The following is a 16,880-nucleotide window of genomic DNA, read 5'->3' as shown; positions in this document are numbered from 1 at the left end:
TTGCCAGTGAAATTACCCGCACATACCCACAAACAAAAACGGCCCCCGAAGGGGCCGTTGTCATTTCTCACGCAACCTGCTTCTTCGCCGCGAGCTTGCGCTTCACATCCGGCGGCGTCGCCTCGTCCACGAGGCTCGTAATCGCATCTTCCAGCGACATCGGCGTCTGGTTCTGCGAACCGAGACGGCGGATGTTGACGGTGCGCTCTTCCGCCTCTTTCCGTCCGCAGACGATGATGACCGGAACCTTGGTCACCGAATGCTCGCGGATCTTGTAGTTGATCTTCTCGTTGCGGAAGTCGGTCTCGACCGCCATGCCCGCCTCGCGCAGCGCTTCGGCAACCTCACGGCCGTAATCATCGGCATCAGAGGTGATCGTCGCGACCACGACTTGAAGCGGCGCGAACCACAAAGGCATATGGCCGGCGAAGTTCTCAATGAGAATGCCGAGGAAACGCTCCATCGAGCCGCAGATGGCACGGTGGATCATCACCGGCTGCGTCTTTTCGGAGTTCTGGTCGATATAGAAGGCGCCGAAACGTTCCGGCAGGTTGAAGTCCACCTGCGTCGTGCCGCACTGCCATTCACGGCCGATGGCGTCCTTCAGCGTATATTCGAACTTCGGCCCGTAGAACGCGCCCTCGCCCGGCAGAATGCCGGTCTTGATACGGCCGCCGGACTGTTCCTCGATGGTCTTCAGAACATCCATCATCACGCTTTCGGCGCGATCCCAGAGATCGTCGGAACCGACGCGCTTTTCAGGGCGCGTGGAGAGCTTGACGACGACTTCGCTGAAACCGAAATCCTCGTAGACGGAGAGGATGAGATCGTTGATGCGCAGGCATTCCGCCGCCATCTGCTCTTCGGTGCAGAAGACATGCGCATCGTCCTGCGTGAAGCCGCGAACGCGCATCAGGCCGTGCAGCGCGCCGGAAGCCTCGTAACGATGCACGGTGCCGAATTCCGCAAGGCGGACGGGCATTTCGCGGTAAGACTTCAAGCCATGCTTGAAGATCTGAACGTGACCCGGGCAGTTCATCGGCTTCAGGGCAAAGACGCGCTGATCGGCTTCCTCGTCATCGGGATGGGTGAAGGCATGGGCGGATTTCACCGCGAACATGTTTTCCTGATACCAGCCCCAGTGACCGGAGGTTTCCCACAGCGACTTGTCGAGCACCTGCGGCGCGTTGACTTCCTGATAGGTATTGGCGAGCCGGCGGCGCATATAGGCCGTCAGCGTCTGGAACATGCGCCAGCCCTTGCCGTGCCAGAACACGACGCCCGGGCCTTCTTCCTGGAAATGGAACAGGTCCATTTCGCGGCCGAGACGGCGGTGGTCGCGCTTTTCGGCTTCGCCAGCACATGCAGATAATTGTCCAGCTCTTCCTGCGTCGCCCAGGCGGTGCCGTAGATGCGCGACAGCATCGCATTGTTGCTGTCACCGCGCCAATAGGCACCAGCTACCTTCATCAGCTTGAAGGCCGTGCCGATCTGCCCCGTGGAGGCCATATGCGGGCCACGGCAGAGATCGAACCAGTCGCCCTGATAATAGATCTTCAGGTCCTGACCTTCCGGAATGGCGTCGACCAGCTCGACCTTGTAGTTCTCGCCCTTGGCGGCAAAGACTTCCTTGGCCTTCTCGCGCGACCAGATTTCGCGGGTGAACGGCTTGTTGCGCAGAATGATTTCCTTCATGCGCTTTTCGATCTTCGGCAGATCTTCCGGCGTGAAAGGTTCGTTCTTGGCGAAGTCGTAATAAAAGCCGTTCTCGATCACCGGGCCGATCGTCACCTGCGTGCCGGGCCACAGTTCCTGCACGGCTTCGGCCATGACGTGAGCGGCATCGTGGCGGATGAGTTCCAGCGCACGCCCGTCTTCACGCGTGACGATCTCGATTTTGCCATCGGTGATGGTCTCGGACAAATCGCGCACGGTGCCGTCAAGCGCAATGGCGACGGCCTTCTTGGCAAGCGATTTGGAGATGGATTCGGCGACCTCACGGCCGGTCGTACCGGCGGGGTAGCTGCGCACGAATCCATCGGGAAATGTAAGGGAAACAGCTTCAGACATTGTCTAATCTCCTGTCCAGTCCCGCCAACGAATGCGGGTGGTGTTGGAATAATGATTTGCCCGCGACAAGCGAACAGGCAGGCTGATAAAGGCTTTTGCCATTGCAGTCAAAGGCGAAGGATCGCTCAGCGAAGCATTTGCGCGAGACCATTGACCGTATTGGCGTTGCGGGTCGTGCCGATACCGAGCCTTTTGGTGGTCAGCACGGACAGCAGCCTGCTCTCGCTCGGCTTGCCGCCAAAATCGATCCATAGATCGCCGCCGGCAAGCGCGATCTTTTCCCTCTCGCGGTATTTCTCCAGCAATTCGAGGACGCCGTTGTCCAGCGGCGCCCGCATCACCCGAACGCAGACATCCGGCGGATTGCCCTGGACGAAAGGATTGTCCGCCGCCAGTTTCAGCCAGTCGCCGCCCGAACGAACGAGAATATCGACATGTTTGCCGAAGCGGTCTTCGAAGGCGCGCTCCAGCCTGTCTTCAATCTCACGAACAGGTGTCGCCCCGGCGCGAAAAACCAGATTTCCAGTCGCGACCAGCGTTCTGCATTCGGCAAATCCCAGCTCTTCCGCCAATGCCCGCAGATCGGCCATGACGAGCCGCTTGCCCGCGCCGAGCACGATGCTGTGCAGCAGGGCCACATAGTCATTCATCGATGCAGGCTCCAGTAACGCCACGGCATCCACCAGCGCCTGCGGCCATCGATCACTTCCGGCACCGGGTCCAGGCCGCTGGTGCCGCCCGGCCCACAGCGCGCAACGCGAAACAGCGTCATCCAGCCGCCGGCCCACAGCCCGTGTCGGGCAATGGCTTCATAGCCATATTCGGAACAGGTGGGGATATGGCGGCAGGAATTCCCGATGAAGCCGGATAGCGTCAGCTGATAAAACCGGATGAAACCGACGCCCAGAAGCCGCCCCGGCGTTTTGGCAAAGCTGCCCGTCCAGTTGCGGGATCGGCCCGCTTTTTCCGCCGTCTGCTGGTGCCGGCAGCCCGGTTCGCCGCACATCGCCTAACCCGCGGCGTTGAGAGCCGGCCGCCCTTCGATCTGGTCGAGCGCATCGACCACCGCTTCGAAGGTCAGCATGGTGGAAGCGTGGCGCGCTTTGAAATCGCGGACAGGCTGAAGCACCCGCATATCCTCGAAACGGCCCGTCGGCCCCTTACCGTCCTGTTTCAGCATGGCGAGCATGTCTTCCCGCGCCTGCCGGATTTCGCCGCTGGAAGCCCCGATGATGTGGTGCGCCATGATGGAAGCGGAGGCCTGGCCGAGCGCGCAGGCGCGAACCTCATGCGAAAACGCCGTCACGATGCCGCCTTCGACCTTCAGATAGACCTTGAGCTTAGAGCCGCACAGCCTGGAGTGTTTCTCGGCGCTTGCGTCGGCATCCTCAAGAACGCCGATGAGCGGAATATTCCCGGCAAAGTCCAGAATGCGATTATTGTAGATATCGTCCATCGTCGGTGCCCGGCGCGCTCAAGATTGCCCAAAAACAGGACAGGTCAAATTTTTCAAACACAGCGTTTGTCGCAGTGAAGCTTTCCTGCCCTTCATTCTCATTATATGCTAACGAGCTTTCTGGACATCAAGCCGTGATGAAATTAACGGCTCCGATACCGAAATAACAGCATCGGTCTTGCCAAAATGCTGTAAAACAACCAGATAGCAGCAACTGCGAACAAGAGTTCGCGATGAAAAACGAATTCAGGTGCGGCCTTTACCCGCATCGGGAGAGACGGAATGGATGCGATCGTGAAGAATTTCCCCGGCGCTGGCGCAAAACCCGACGTGGCAGAAGCTCGCCCAAGCCAGGCCGAAGCGGAAGAAGCAGTGCGCGTTCTTCTGCGCTGGGCAGGAGAAAATCCCGCCCGCGAAGGACTTCTGGATACGCCGAAGCGCGTCGCCAAGGCCTATCGCGAGCTTTTTGCCGGTTATGAGCTGAACGTTCAGGACGTGCTCGGCACGACCTTCGAGGAAGTCGGCGGTTATGACGATGTTGTGCTGGTGCGCGACATCCCCTTCTTCTCCCATTGCGAACACCATATGGTGCCGATCGTCGGCAAGGCACATGTCGCCTATCTTCCGGCGGGCCGCGTGCTCGGCCTGTCGAAGATCGCCCGCGTCGTCGAAATCTTCGGCCGCCGCCTGCAGACGCAGGAAAACATGACCGCGCAGATCGCGAGATCCATCGAGGAAACCCTGAAACCGCGCGGCGTGGCCGTCATGATCGACGCCGAACATATGTGCATGTCCATGCGCGGCGTAAACAAGCAGGGGTCGACGACGCTGACCACCAGCTTTACCGGTGTGTTCAAGAACGATCCGGCCGAACAGGTGCGCTTCATGACCATGGTGCGGAACCGCTAAGCGCCGGACCGAAGGCCGTAACGCGGTTTTCGGAAAATCCGATGCGCAAGAAAATTCAGAGTGGCGGAAGCAGATCCGTTTATCCGCCGCTCCGATCGTTCCGCCAGTTGATTTTCCGGGGTTACCATGTCCATTCCCTTTCCATCCGCCCCTGCGGATAAGGAAGTGCTCGAAAACGCAGGTCTTTTTTCGCCGAAATTCGATGCTCACGGCCTCGTCACCGCCGTTGTCACCGATTCGCGTGACGGCGAGTTGCTGATGGTCGCCCATATGAATGCGGAAGCCCTGTCGCTGACGCTGGAGACCGGCATCGCCCACTATTACAGCCGTTCGCGCGACAAGATCTGGAAGAAGGGCGAAACGTCGGGCAATCTGCAGACGGTGAAGGAATTCCGCACCGATTGCGATCAGGACGCCGTGTGGCTGAAGGTCTCCGTCGCCGGCCATGACGCCACCTGCCACACCGGTCGCCGCTCCTGTTTTTATCGCACGGTCGAACTCTCCGACGGCCAGGCGGTGACGAAGATCACCGACGATACCCGCCATTTCGATCCGGCGACCACCTATTCCGCAACTTGAACGGCCACCTTCCATCGGCCGCACCAATTTGCTACCAATATAGCGGGTTCCGGGGATAGGACGGAGCCTGAAGGAACTGGCAGGGAGTGCGGTCATGTTGGGATGGGGAAATCGTCACAATCAACTTTCGGCTGGCAATCCCGAAGCCTTCGGCAACGAACCGCCGGTCACCCAGATCGTCGATACGCGCAGGATAGCGCTCGCCCTTGGCGGCGGGGCTGCACGCGGCTGGGCCCATATCGGCGTCCTGCGGGCGCTGGATGAGGCCGGGGTGAAGATCGGCATGATCGCCGGCACCTCTATCGGCGCGCTGGTCGGCGGTTGTTATCTCGCCGGCAAGCTCGATGAGCTGGAAGAATTCGCCCGCTCGCTGACGATGCGCCGCATTGCCGGCCTGCTCGATCTCACCATCGGCGGCGGCGGGCTCTTCGGCGGCATGCGGCTGACCAAGCGCATGCAGGAACATCTGGAAGGCCTGCGCGTCGAAAACCTCGACCATCCCTTCATCGCCGTCGCGACGGAACTGCGCACCGGCCACGAGGTCTGGATTCACCAGGGCGATCTCGTCACCGCGCTGCGCTCTTCCTACGCGCTGCCGGGCATTTTCGAACCCGTGCAGTGCAACGGCCGCACCCTGATAGACGGTGCGCTCGTCAACCCCGTGCCGGTTTCGGTCTGCCGGGCCTATGAGCAAGCGCTGGTCGTCGCGGTCAATCTGAATTACGACCTCTTCGGCCGCTCCGCCGTGGTCAAGCACGCCGCCTCGCCATCGCATGGGGGCGTCGCACCGGCGGTGGAAAGCCCGCCGCGTCCCGGCCTGCCGGGCGTCATGGTGCAGGCTTTCAACATCATTCAGGACAGGATTTCACGCTCGCGCCTGGCGGGCGACCCGCCCGACCTCATGCTTCACCCCCGCATCAACGATATCGGCCTCTCGGAATTCCATCGCGCCAGCGAAGCCATCGACCGGGGATATGAGGAAACGCGCTCCCGCATTCCGGAGCTCGAGCGCATGCAGCAGGCTTTCCGGCGCTAGCGCCCTGCTTTAAGCACGAAACGAATAGATGAAACGCCCAGCCGTGGTGAGACCATGTATTGGTATATCTCAGTCCTGCCCCCGACCGACGAAAACACACTGTGCGACACGAATCGATTGGTCGGGTTTCTGGAAGAACAACCTGAACTCAAACGGACTAACGATGTCAGCTTTGCGTCGGCGGAGGGTCAGCCCTGGATCGACATCACCATTGTGAAAGGAACGGCCGATGGCAACTGGTCAAGCAGCGGCAAATTCATTTCACAGTTCAATCGGGTTGAAATCGTCTGCGCCGATTGTCCACAGCGAGACTTCTACGTGGACATGTCCACCAAAATAGCCGACTTTCTTCAATGGCGATACGTGACGGAAGGCGATATATGAGTCCCGGCCCGAGACTGAAGCTTTTCCAGCTGTCTGACGCCGGGACGCAAGATCATCCGGCAATATAGGCCTTGATGTGCTCCGCTTCGGCTTCGATCTCGCCAATCCGCGCCTTCACCACGTCACCGATGGAAATGATGCCGGCAAGGCGGCCATTCTCTTCAACCGGCACATGCCTGAAGCGCCCGCCCGTCATGATTTCCATCAACTCATCGGTGGTGGAATTGTGATGACAGCGAATGACATTCTTGGTCATGGCCACCGACACGGATTGCTGGAGGGAAGCGGCACCCTGGCCCGCCACGGCCTTTACGAGATCGCGCTCCGTGAAGATGCCGAGAACGACGCCATCGGCGTCGGTCACGACGACGGAACCGATCTTATGCGCGTGCAGCGTTCCCGCCGCTTCGCCAATGCTGACCTCCGGACCGACAGTCACGACGTCCCGGCCCTTGCGGTCGAGAAGATCCTTTACGAATGTTGGCATGCCTTCCTCCTCTTTTCAGCGATACGCAGCGCCGCAGTCTCCCCCGGCGGTTGCAAATCATGGGATATGGTGCGCTGAGGTCCGCATGAATGCAATCCCGGATGGGACGCGCGAAAGCAAATTTGCGCCACGGCCGACAAGGAGCGTGATCGGCTCAGGCCAGTCGTCGATCGAAAAGCCCGAAGAACAGGAAGCCGAGCAGAAAGCCGAAGACATGCGCGTCCCAGGCGATTTCACCGCCGACATCGCCGAACAGCGGCACGCCGACCGCAATCAGCACATTGCCGAACAGCCACATCAGCGTGAAGATCAGCACGGTGCGGTTGGAGAGCGCACCAAGAATGCTCTGCCGCGGCATCAGATGGCCGAAGGAGGCGCTATATCCGCCACGTGCCGGGAAAGCGAAGCGGCAGGCCGCCCCCATCAGCGCCGAAACCACACCGGACGCCCCGATCAGGACCGTCACATCGCCCCAGTTCAGCGCCGCATGGCCGAAGGCGGAAACGGCGGCGGAAATGCACCATAACAGCACGAAGCGCACTGTTCCGATCCGGCGCAGAACGGGCGCTCCGAAGGCCATCAGCCACAATCCGTTAAAGAGAATGTGCTCGATGCCGCCATGCAGGAAAGAATAGGTCACCGGCGTCCAGAGCCATTCCAGCCCCTGCTGGGAAAACGGCACCGCATAACGCAGCGGAATGAAGCCGAAGGTGAAGATGAACCAGCCATTGCCTTCCTCCGACAGAAGATAGGCGGGAACGACATAGGCGAGGATCAGCGCGGCCAGGATGCCCACCAGCAGCGATGGCAGGTTGAAGACGGGATTGTTCGTGTCGTCTTTCGGCTCCGGCGTTTCCGAAACCGGCGGCTGTTCGCCGTCCCCGTAGGACATGATCCCATCCCTGTCTTGGTCGAATTTTGCGTTCCCCGAGCAATATAGGAAGCCCGAACGAAAAAAAAGCCGTCCCGCCTTCGAAGCGCTCGACGCCCAAACCGCTGTCGGCAAGGACGCCGGGCCGCGGGCGGTCCGGCTTGCGGGCCCGCCTTAAAATAACAGGCGACGCCATCGAATTGTGCTGACGGAGCTTCCCCGACATGGCCGCTCCGATGCCACGACTATCGCCATCGGGCAATATCAACCCTTTGTTAACCTTAATAAATCCGTTTGGCACGAAAATCGCTACACCTCCAGATACAGACGTTCGGATGGACATGATGTCCCAAAAACGAACATGGAGAGATGCTATGAAGAGCATGGCCGGACTGGACATATATGCCTATTGGGATGAACTGCGTGGCAAGCGATCGGCCCCGCGACGCGAGGACATCGACCCCGCAAAGCTGAAACATCACCTTGGTGATCTTTTTATCCTCACGGACAAGGGAGAGAACACTCCGTTCTTCCGCCTTGCCGGTACTCGTCTTTGCGATCTGTTCGGCCGGGAATTGCGGGATCGCCCGTTTTCGGAATTGTGGCAGCCGGCAAATGCCGTCTTCCCCTGCCGCGTCGCGCGCGGCATCCTTCACCACCAGTTGCCCGTGGTCTTCGATGTCGAGGCGGAGGACAGCTATGGCGCGGCACCGCTGGCATTCGAAATGCTGCTCCTGCCGCTGCGCACCGATCCCGACGCCGCCCCAAGGCTGCTCGGAGCGCTGCTTGCGGAGCGGCCGCGACACGAATTCGCCGCGCCCATCCAGTGCCTGTCCATGAAAAGCAGCCGCCTGCTGCGCCTGGACATCGCACCGGCAGGGTATCCGGTGAATAAGGGGGCCGAGGATACACCGCGCGCCGAAAGCTGCTGACGGACCTGTTCCAACGCTCCCCGCCCCTTCGGGAGAGGTCCGGCAGCACCGGAATCTCAAAAAAATACGTCAGAACTGTAACGATATTGCCGATCAGAAAAATTGTAGAGATTAAACAATACAGTCTGTTAACTCGCGCAGGGTAGAAACTTACCGTCATCATTCATTACAATTGCGCTGCCCATGTTTTCGTCCCGCTCGGTCAACACCGCCCAAATCCTGCGTCCGGTTGAGGAAGCTCATCTCGACGACGCCGTCCGTGTGTCCTTCACCGGCCGCCTGATGTTGCCCGATCATGAAGAATATGATTGCACCGCGACCGAGATGACCGCCGAAAGGGCGCAGTTCACCTGCTCGGGCATTGCCCGCCACGGTGACCGCGTCATCGCCTATCTCCAGCATATCGGCCGGATCGAAGGCACGGTGACATCGCTCACCGCATCGGGCTTCCTCATCGCCATCAACGCGCCGGAGCGCAAGCGGGAAAAACTCGCCGCACAGCTCGCCTGGATCGCCAAGCGTCAATTGCTCGGCCTGCCGGAAGACCGTCGCCACGACCGCCTGACGCCGCGCAATGCGAGAGCCCAGCTCGTTCTGGAAGACGGCGTGCTCGTCGCCTGCCGGCTGATCGACCTTTCCCTGTCGGGTGCGGCAATCGAGATCGAAAACCGGCCGCCGCTCGGAAGCCGGGTCCAGCTCGGCAAGAACATGAGCGGCAAGATCGTGCGCCACTTCATGGAAGGCGTCGCCGTCGAATTCGACCGCGTCCAGTCGCCCGACGCACTGATCGAATTTCTCTAAATAGTTCCACCCGGACACGGCAGGTTTTGCGCCCGTAAGAATGCGTGCGGCATTTTCGGCGCGTTTTGCGCTCGCCCCAATCGCATAATTGCGAAGATTCCCGGACGGCGCCTTGGCAGGCTATGCTCTGTCTTCGCCTATATCGGGCTCACCAGCCGCTCCTGGCGTCAGGCGCCTCATTCTCCATTTCTCGCTACCGAACTTCCATTTTCACGCCCTGACGCCTACGGCACGCGGCAGATCGGCCTGGATCCACCATAGTCGGTAAAAAGGATGAGCGCGGCGGAACATGTTGCGCCCTTGGCCAGATCATCAACGGCACGAAAATCGCTCCGCAAAACTTTTTTCCAGAAAAAATGCAGTTTTTTTGAAGTTTTTTTGTCGCTTTTTCCGGCCTGTCCCAGCCTGAAACAGCCATCCCAAAACGGGAAATCCACCTCTTCGCCACGCGCCGCAAGCCGGCCGCGCGCGACCAAGGAAACCGCGTGACGCCGAAAACCGCTGTCAATACAGTGGTCTAGATGGCTACCAAAAGCCTAAAGCCAGGATGCGTAAAATTGTAATAAAATTTGCTTCAAACACGCATAAAAACTAGTTCGAATACAGTTCAAAACAACGGCTAATTTGCTGAAATTTAAGCTCAAATTGCGCTTCGCAAATTTCCGCCGGGTCAAAATATACCTGCGAATGTCTCCTCACCACGGGGAGACAAGCAATGAACAAGAACAACCGTTTCGTTTTCACTCTGATCGCATTCATCGTCAGCGCCTTCGCGCATCAGGCAAGCGCCTCGCCGGCCGCCGTCATGCGCGTCATCGGAAAGGCCAATCCGCCGATCGGCCACTATGAATTCTGCCAGACCTATCAGAGCGAATGCCAGCCGACCTCGCTGGACAACGGCCCGATGAAGCTGACCGAAGAGCGCTGGAAGACGATGCTCGACGTCAACTACACCGTCAACACCACCATCACGCCGATGACCGACATGGAAATCTATGGCGTCGAAGAACGCTGGGCCTATCCCACCACGGTCGGCGATTGCGAAGACTTCGTGCTCCTGAAGCGCAAGATGCTGATGAACAAGGGCTTCTCCGCCTCCAACCTGTTGATCACCGTGGTTCTGCAGCCGAATGGCGAAGGCCACGCCGTTCTGACCGTCCGCACCGATCGTGGCGATTTCGTTCTCGACAACATGCGCAACAAGGTCATGAACTGGTCGGAAACCGAATATACCTACCTGAAGCGTCAGGACACCGCCAATCCCGGCCGCTGGGTCAAAATTCAGGATGGCCGCGCCACCAATGCGGTCGGCGGCATCAACTGACCGCACGACCGACCCGTCTCCCCCAATGAAAAAGCCGGCTCCGCAAGGATGCCGGCTTTTTCATTTTCAAATCCGTTAAGCGTCAGAGCAGCCCAAGCTCCGCCAGTTCCCGCCTGAGATCGGAAGGCATGTCCTCCCCGCCCGTGCCGCCGCCGAGATCGCGGGGCGCCTCGTCGTCCTTCAGGTAACGCCAACCCTGAAACGGGCGCTTCGGCGCAGGTGAGGTTTCGATAACCTCGGGGCCGAGAATGAGATCGCAGCGGGAAATGCCGTCTTCGCCCTTGAAGGAGCGGATATCGAGAAGTTTCTGCCGCGCCTGCACCTGCCCCTTGATGACCCAGTAGAGCGAACCGCCCTCGAGCAATTCCTCGACACGTTTCGGGATCATCCGGGTGGTGTGGACGCTGTGCGGCTCAAGGCCTGCGGCAATTGCGGTCAGCGCACGATGCGCGACCCAGTCTCTCAAGTCCTGGATTGAATCCGCGCCGACGCAAAGTTTGATGAGATGTAGAGGCATGGTTCTATCAATGCCTTTTTGCGGCGGGCGTCAAGCATGGCAACCATGCCTGACGCCCTGCCCGCTCAGCACTCCACAACGTTCACGGCAAGGCCGCCGGTGGAGGTTTCCTTGTATTTCTCGCTCATGTCGTTGCCGGTCTGGCGCATGGTCTCGATACAGGCATCAAGCGGCACGAAATGCTGGCCGTCGCCCTTCAGCGCCAGCGAGGCCGCCGTCACCGCTTTCACCGCGCCCATGGCGTTACGTTCGATGCACGGCACCTGCACAAGCCCGGCAATCGGATCGCAGGTCATGCCGAGATGATGCTCGAGCGCGATCTCGGCGGCATTTTCCACCTGTTCCGGCGATCCGCCCATGACCGCGGCAAGGCCCGCCGCCGCCATGGCGGAAGCCGAGCCCACTTCGCCCTGACAGCCCACTTCCGCGCCTGAAATCGAGGCATTGTGCTTGATGATGCCGCCGATGGCGGCCGCCGTCAGCAAAAAGTCGCGCACGTCATCGACGCTCGCATCCTCATGGAAATGCCGGAAATATCTGACGGTGGCCGGAACGACGCCTGCCGCACCGTTGGTCGGCGCGGTCACCACGCGGCCGCCGGCGGCGTTTTCCTCGTTCACGGCCATGGCGTAGACGCTCAGCCAGTCATTGGCCATGACCGGGTTCAGCCGGTTGCTGCGCCATTCCGCATTCAGCTTCTCGTAAATGGAGCGGGCGCGGCGGCGCACCTTCAGGCCGCCAGGCATGATGCCGTCCACTTTCAGACCGCGCTCGATGCAGCCGTTCATCGCTTCCCAGATCTGGTCGAGACGCTCGTTCAGCTCCTCGCGGGAAACCACCGTCTCCTCGTTGGCGCGCTTCATCTGGGCGATGGTGCGGCCGGAACGGGCCGCCATATCCAGCATTTCCCGCGCGGTGGCGAAGGGATAAGGCACGCGCGGACCATTATCGATGGTCTTGCCGCGCTGCTTGATCGCCTCCAGCTCCGTATCGGTCACGACGAAACCGCCGCCGACGGAATAATAGATGCGCTTGATAAGCAGCCTGCCCTGATTGTCGAAGGCGGAAAAGGTCATGCCGTTGGCGTGGCCGGGCAGCGGGTTCTTCTTGTCGAAGACCAGATCTTCGGCCGGGCGGAACACATAGGAAGGATGGCCGGGCGGCGTCACGGTGCCGGCCTTTTCCACCGTCTCGATAATGGCGTCCATCGCATCGGGATCGACAATATCCGGCCGTTCGCCGGTGAGGCCGAGAATGACGGCACGCCCGGTACCGTGGCCGATACCGGTAAAGGCGAGCGAGCCATGCAGGCTGACCTTCAGCTGCGCAACGGCCGCGCCTGCCGGCCGCGGCCACTCATCGCTGAGGATCAGCGCCAGAAAGCGGTTGGCTGCCGTCATCGGCCCCATCGTATGGGAGCTCGAAGGACCGATACCGATCTTGAAGACGTCAAAGACCGAAAGAAACATGAAGTTCGCCTTGAATAAGAATGGATTCCACCACCATCATATCCAAAGCCGAAACGGATCGCCACAAAAGAGCGTCAGCAGTTTGCGCAGCTGCGACATAATTGCCTTCAAACGAAAACAGCACGGTTTCCTAAGGAAAACCGCGCCGTTTCAAAACCCGTCATTCAGGAGAGATGCTTATGGGCTGCCAAAAATGTACGTCAATGCGAGAAAAGCGGCAAAGCCTGCAAGTGCGCGCAAGGTGACGCCCCAGCAGGATTTCTGAGCGGTTTCTTCCATGATTACTCCAGCTATTCACTCTCCGGGGGATCTTCAAGACCCGGCCCGTTGAGGCAAGCATTTATTAAAATCCGGCGGCGAAGGCAAATGCAAAAAGCGGCTAAATGAAGGCGTTTTTGACAGGCTGCCATTCGCCCCGTGCATAGGTATGTGAAAAAACAAGGTGTTAGCGTGAAGCCCGCATAAGCGCCATTTTGGCGATCGCCGCAATTTGGACTAAAGTGTAACTGTTATTTAAAGCTTATGCACAAACGCCTGTTGAAAACCCCGGCCGCCGGCACGTTACGGTCGAACTTCCTTGGCTGAAATACTGCGCCTTGAAAGGGCGTAACCTGTGCTTTATCGACGATGGCAACGGCAACGATGCGAGTCACCCCATGCAGCAGGCATCCTCCTTCCCTGATCGCGAAACGGTCGCATCGAAACTCACTTCGCTTGCAAGCGAGGATAAAGCCTGGGTGCTGCTGTTGATGGAAAACGCCCTGCAGGACGAAAACCTGCTGGCTGGCCTCGATCTTTATCTCGACCAGCAGACCAATGCCCGCTTCCTCAACAGCCTGAAGCTGGAAACGACCGGCGAATGGCTTGGCGGCAATGCCCCTGCCCGGCTGCAGATTCGCATCACGGAAACCGCAAGGGCGAGCCAGCACCCCGCTTTTCTCGCCTTCCGCAAGGGGCTAACGGCATCGGCCGGTCTCGAAAAAGCCTATCCCAAGGCGCCGATCTGATCGTTCAGGCTAATCCGGCACCCTGTCGACAACGGCGATGATCGGCCCCATCAGGAACAGCGAGTCCCGCCTTTTCATTGCGGGAATATCGACGCTGGATATGGTGCCGTCGAGATAGAGCGCATTCGGCGCGTCCAGCACATCCCTGAACAGCGTGGCGAAATCGTAAAAGCGCACGGTATTTTCCGAAATAGCGAAATGCACCATTCCGTCGCGGGAAACGCCGACACCATTGCGCCGCTTCAGACTGTCGCTATCGGGCAGAAAGCGCGGATGCAGCTTGCCATCGATGACGAGCATCGGCCCGGATTGCGTGGCGAAGTCCGGCTTGGGATCCGCTGCCAGATAGGCCTGCGTTTCCAGCACGCCTGCCGCGGCCCCCTTCAGATAAAACACGCCATTGGGCAGAAGATGAAAATTGCCCCAGCCGCCGCCGGTGCTGATCGGCGAGCGTTCGATGCCATTTTCGATAAAGAGCCCGACGGGGGAATAGTCCGAATGGTACATGCCGCCGTTCATGGCGAAGACGCTGAACATGTGCTGCCGCCACAGCGCCGACGAGAGAGCGGCAAAGGAACCGTATCCCTGGCCGGAAACATGATCGCGGTCGTAAATCCGGATGGTGCTTTTTGCCGGATCGAAACTGCAGACCGTATAACGACCGCCAGCATGATCCATGATCCTGCAGAAATCCGCCTGCCCGCCGGCCTGAGCCGAAAACGGCAAAAGCAAAGGCAACAGCAGCTTCGCAAGTCTTTTCATCGATCCGTTCATGCCCGCCCCGTGATTCTTGTCGGGGCACATTCGCAGGAAAATTCGGTCAAACAAAAGGCGTCACCCGTGTTTCAGGATGACGCCGGACCTTTAAGGGGAGATGTCGTCAGCGACGGGCGGCGCGGTCCACATTACGGCCGGCATCCTGCGTCGCGTCGACGGCGTTCGCCGTATCACGACCCATGCCGCGAATGGTGTTGCCGCAAGAGCTCAGGGTGACAACGGTCAACAAAGCCACGAAAACGGTCGAAAGAATGCGTGTGATCATGTGAAACTACTCCCCTATGACTTGCCGTCCAAAGGCAAGTACCGATGTGATATGCGTCACAATAACGTGAGTCCCAAAAATCCGTTCCAGCGGCATTTCAAAAAATCCTGTCGATGAAAATTAACATGGTTTTGAAGTTCACGCGTGAAACTCGGCGTCTGGATCATGGCTTAGGAAAATCCCGTGGGTGATATGACTGACATCAACAATCGGCTTCTGGTGATGACGGCGGGCGGGGTGAACCCCAATGTCATGATCAATGCGCTGGCGGCCCGATTTCCTGACATCCATGTTTTCATGGAGCAGCCGGAAAGCAAATCGGTCATTCTCAGGCGGCGCGCGCGCCGGCTCGGCTGGATAGTCGCTGCGGGCCAGATGGCGACGATGATCGCCTCGCGGCTCGGCAAACGCTTCACGCTTCGCAGAAGCGATGCGATCATCGCCGAACACGGCCTTTCTCCCGATCTCCATCACAGCCTCCCCGTCACCCAATTCGCCTCGCTCAACGATGAGGAATGCCGCAAGGCCGCCAATCTGCTGAAACCGGCGGCGATCTTCACCATTTCCTGTCGCCTGCTGACACCGACCACGCTTCAGGCCCTGCAATGCCCGGTCATCAATTTCCACGCCGGCATCAATCCCGCCTATCGCGGGCAGATGGGCGGATACTGGGCGCTTGTGGAAAAAGACCGCGGCAATTTCGGCGCGACCGTGCATCTGGTCGACAAGGGCGTGGATACCGGCGCCACGCTCTACGAGAAGCGGCTGAAACCATCCCCTTCCGACACGATTGCCACCTATCCGCTGCTTTTGACCGCCGCTTCGGTGGATATCGCCGTCAGCGCCATAGAAGACGCCCTTTCCGGCAGCCTTGCGCCGCAGCCGCCCGCACCCGGCAAATCGGTACTGCGCTTCCCGCCGACCATCTGGACATGGCTTTGGAATGGCCTGACGAAACGGATCTGGTGAAGCCGCGCGTCAGGGGATTGGGGCCGAGCTTCGTCGCAGATGCAAGCCTGTCTTGCCGCAACAGGCACAGACTTCGCCGTAAAATAGGTGCATGATAATAAAAAGGATCACGCACAAATTGCCCGATATTTCCACCGCTTCCATCATTCCCGCCTCCATCGAAGCCTCGCCCGCGCAGGTACTTGGCTCGACCGACCTTGCCGGTCTCTTTCCGCAGGGTGTGCGCGTCTATCTCACCGACACTGGAGCGGCCTCGCAGGAAAGGCTCGTCGAAGCCGCAGGACATTTGCGCGACCTCGGTTACGAGCCGGTGCCGCATCTTGCAGCGCGGCGCATCCCCTCCCGCGCAGCGTTTGAGGAACAGGTAAAACGGCTTGCCGAAGAAGCGGGCGTAACCGATGTTCTGGTTGTCGGCGGCGGCGTCGACCGCCCGGCCAGTCCCTTCGCATCCAGCATGGACATGCTGTCCACCGGCATTTTCGACCGTTGCGGCATAAGGCAGATCGCCATCGCCGGCCACCCCGAAGGCAGCCCCGATTTCAACGAGGAGACGGCGATGGCCGCACTCAGGCTGAAACGCGATTTTGCCGAAAGAAGCGATGCAGTCATGCGCATCGTCACCCAGTTCGGTTTCGATCCCGCGCGTTTCATCGCCTGGGCGGAAGGACTTGCGGCGTCAGGCATCGAGCTTCCGGTGCATATCGGCGTTTCCGGCCCGGCCAAGATCACGACGCTCTTGAAATATGCCGCGCTTTGCGGCGTCGGCAATTCCATCGCCTATCTCAAGAAGAACGCGCTTTCGCTGACAACGCTTGCCAAGGGCCATTCACCGGAAAGCATCGTCGGACCCATCGAGCGGCACTGGCAGGCAAATCCGCAAGGGCCGATCCGGCAAGTTCACGTCTTCCCCTTCGGCGGATTGCAGAATTCGGCCGACTGGCTGGTCAAGCGCGGAAGCTGGCAAACCGGCGCAGCGGACCGTTCGGCATCGCCGGATTCGATGGCGGGCTAAAAACCGCGTTTCTAA

General features: G+C 59.6%; 21 protein-coding genes and 1 pseudogene. 11 read left to right on the top strand and 11 right to left on the bottom strand.

Annotated elements, in window-relative coordinates:
* Window positions 1-67 precede the first annotated feature (67 nt).
* The 4 genes and pseudogenes from thrS to L904_RS25110 all read right to left on the bottom strand — a co-directional run bounded on the left by thrS (window position 68) and on the right by L904_RS25110 (window position 3,526).
* A pseudogene (gene thrS / locus L904_RS25125) lies at window positions 68-2,070 on the bottom strand (threonine--tRNA ligase).
* A gap of 125 nt (window positions 2,071-2,195) precedes the next feature.
* Window positions 2,196-2,720 (bottom strand): DUF1697 domain-containing protein, encoded by a 525-nt coding sequence (locus tag L904_RS25120; protein ID WP_020808941.1) that lies wholly within the window; start codon window positions 2,718-2,720, stop codon window positions 2,196-2,198.
* Window positions 2,717-3,076: a membrane protein insertion efficiency factor YidD gene (yidD, locus tag L904_RS25115; RefSeq protein ID WP_020808940.1), complete on the bottom strand. Its 360-nt coding sequence runs from the start codon at window positions 3,074-3,076 to the stop codon at window positions 2,717-2,719. Before yidD ends, L904_RS25120 begins: the two co-directional genes overlap by 4 nt.
* Window positions 3,077-3,079: 3 nt before the next feature.
* Entirely contained in the window at window positions 3,080-3,526 is a 447-nt protein-coding gene (locus L904_RS25110) for an iron-sulfur cluster assembly scaffold protein (RefSeq protein ID WP_020808939.1), read from the bottom strand.
* 282 nt (window positions 3,527-3,808) lie between these two features.
* Between L904_RS25110 and folE the strand changes: the two genes are divergently transcribed.
* The 4 genes from folE (at window position 3,809) to L904_RS25090 (ending at window position 6,434) form a co-directional block, all read left to right on the top strand.
* Complete coding sequence (folE, locus tag L904_RS25105) at window positions 3,809-4,435, top strand: GTP cyclohydrolase I FolE (RefSeq protein ID WP_003523394.1); 627 nt, start codon at window positions 3,809-3,811, stop codon at window positions 4,433-4,435.
* A gap of 126 nt (window positions 4,436-4,561) precedes the next feature.
* Window positions 4,562-5,014 carry a phosphoribosyl-AMP cyclohydrolase gene (gene hisI, locus L904_RS25100; RefSeq protein WP_020811306.1) on the top strand — a complete coding sequence of 151 codons (453 nt, stop codon included), beginning with the start codon at window positions 4,562-4,564 and terminating at the stop codon, window positions 5,012-5,014.
* A gap of 94 nt (window positions 5,015-5,108) precedes the next feature.
* Window positions 5,109-6,050, top strand: coding sequence for a patatin-like phospholipase family protein (locus tag L904_RS25095; RefSeq protein ID WP_020811307.1), 942 nt, complete (start codon window positions 5,109-5,111; stop codon window positions 6,048-6,050).
* Window positions 6,051-6,104: 54 nt separating this feature from the next.
* Window positions 6,105-6,434, top strand: a complete 330-nt coding sequence (locus L904_RS25090) for a hypothetical protein (RefSeq protein WP_020811308.1) — start codon at window positions 6,105-6,107, stop codon at window positions 6,432-6,434.
* A 52-nt stretch (window positions 6,435-6,486) separates the two neighbouring features.
* On the opposite strand, the gene L904_RS25085 is transcribed toward L904_RS25090, so the two are convergent.
* Complete coding sequence (locus L904_RS25085; protein ID WP_003523399.1) at window positions 6,487-6,921, bottom strand: CBS domain-containing protein; 435 nt, start codon at window positions 6,919-6,921, stop codon at window positions 6,487-6,489.
* A 154-nt stretch (window positions 6,922-7,075) separates the two neighbouring features.
* Complete coding sequence (locus L904_RS25080) at window positions 7,076-7,813, bottom strand: rhomboid family intramembrane serine protease (protein WP_020811309.1); 738 nt, start codon at window positions 7,811-7,813, stop codon at window positions 7,076-7,078.
* A 353-nt stretch (window positions 7,814-8,166) separates the two neighbouring features.
* Between L904_RS25080 and L904_RS25075 the strand changes: the two genes are divergently transcribed.
* Window positions 8,167-8,724 (top strand): PAS domain-containing protein, encoded by a 558-nt coding sequence (locus L904_RS25075; protein ID WP_020811310.1) that lies wholly within the window; start codon window positions 8,167-8,169, stop codon window positions 8,722-8,724.
* Window positions 8,725-8,907: 183 nt separating this feature from the next.
* Window positions 8,908-9,525: a PilZ domain-containing protein gene (locus L904_RS25070; protein WP_003508056.1), complete on the top strand. Its 618-nt coding sequence runs from the start codon at window positions 8,908-8,910 to the stop codon at window positions 9,523-9,525.
* A 224-nt stretch (window positions 9,526-9,749) separates the two neighbouring features.
* Here the strand turns inward: L904_RS25070 and L904_RS25065 are convergent, their stop codons facing one another.
* On the bottom strand, window positions 9,750-10,001 hold the full coding sequence (locus L904_RS25065) for a hypothetical protein (RefSeq protein ID WP_020811311.1): 252 nt from the start codon (window positions 9,999-10,001) through the stop codon (window positions 9,750-9,752).
* 239 nt (window positions 10,002-10,240) lie between these two features.
* Between L904_RS25065 and L904_RS25060 the strand changes: the two genes are divergently transcribed.
* Window positions 10,241-10,849 carry a transglutaminase-like cysteine peptidase gene (locus L904_RS25060; protein WP_035260634.1) on the top strand — a complete coding sequence of 203 codons (609 nt, stop codon included), beginning with the start codon at window positions 10,241-10,243 and terminating at the stop codon, window positions 10,847-10,849.
* An 82-nt stretch (window positions 10,850-10,931) separates the two neighbouring features.
* Here L904_RS25060 and L904_RS25055 read toward each other — a convergent pair whose 3' ends face one another.
* Both L904_RS25055 and L904_RS25050 read right to left on the bottom strand, forming a co-directional pair.
* A complete protein-coding gene (locus tag L904_RS25055; RefSeq protein ID WP_035260632.1) occupies window positions 10,932-11,366 on the bottom strand; it encodes a DUF1489 family protein in 435 nt (144 codons plus the stop codon).
* 65 nt (window positions 11,367-11,431) lie between these two features.
* A complete protein-coding gene (locus L904_RS25050; protein WP_035260630.1) occupies window positions 11,432-12,835 on the bottom strand; it encodes an L-serine ammonia-lyase in 1,404 nt (467 codons plus the stop codon).
* On the opposite strand from L904_RS25050, the gene L904_RS28270 reads away from it, so the two are divergent.
* On the top strand, window positions 12,834-13,100 hold the full coding sequence (locus L904_RS28270; RefSeq protein ID WP_035260629.1) for a hypothetical protein: 267 nt from the start codon (window positions 12,834-12,836) through the stop codon (window positions 13,098-13,100). The genes L904_RS25050 and L904_RS28270 overlap by 2 nt on opposite strands.
* Window positions 13,101-13,491: 391 nt before the next feature.
* On the top strand, window positions 13,492-13,842 hold the full coding sequence (locus L904_RS25040; protein ID WP_020810644.1) for a hypothetical protein: 351 nt from the start codon (window positions 13,492-13,494) through the stop codon (window positions 13,840-13,842).
* 9 nt (window positions 13,843-13,851) lie between these two features.
* On the opposite strand, the gene L904_RS25035 is transcribed toward L904_RS25040, so the two are convergent.
* Window positions 13,852-14,604 carry a phosphodiester glycosidase family protein gene (locus tag L904_RS25035; protein ID WP_371259442.1) on the bottom strand — a complete coding sequence of 251 codons (753 nt, stop codon included), beginning with the start codon at window positions 14,602-14,604 and terminating at the stop codon, window positions 13,852-13,854.
* A 118-nt stretch (window positions 14,605-14,722) separates the two neighbouring features.
* Window positions 14,723-14,884, bottom strand: coding sequence for an entericidin A/B family lipoprotein (locus L904_RS25030; RefSeq protein ID WP_003495552.1), 162 nt, complete (start codon window positions 14,882-14,884; stop codon window positions 14,723-14,725).
* 192 nt (window positions 14,885-15,076) lie between these two features.
* Here L904_RS25030 and L904_RS25025 point away from each other — a divergent pair, with 192 nt between their 5' ends.
* The gene (locus L904_RS25025) at window positions 15,077-15,853 is read left to right on the top strand and encodes a formyl transferase (protein WP_031233972.1); all 777 of its coding nucleotides are present in this window, start codon (window positions 15,077-15,079) and stop codon (window positions 15,851-15,853) included.
* A 91-nt stretch (window positions 15,854-15,944) separates the two neighbouring features.
* Window positions 15,945-16,865 carry a methylenetetrahydrofolate reductase gene (locus L904_RS25020; protein WP_031233971.1) on the top strand — a complete coding sequence of 307 codons (921 nt, stop codon included), beginning with the start codon at window positions 15,945-15,947 and terminating at the stop codon, window positions 16,863-16,865.
* Window positions 16,866-16,880: the final 15 nt, after the last annotated feature.

Origin of the sequence: Agrobacterium sp. LY4, assembly GCF_001526585.1 — a bacterium.
In the GTDB taxonomy this organism is placed as follows: domain Bacteria; phylum Pseudomonadota; class Alphaproteobacteria; order Rhizobiales; family Rhizobiaceae; genus Agrobacterium; species Agrobacterium leguminum.
The sequence above is the reverse complement of the archived record's forward strand: the minus strand, read 5'-3'. Positions and strand labels throughout refer to the sequence as shown.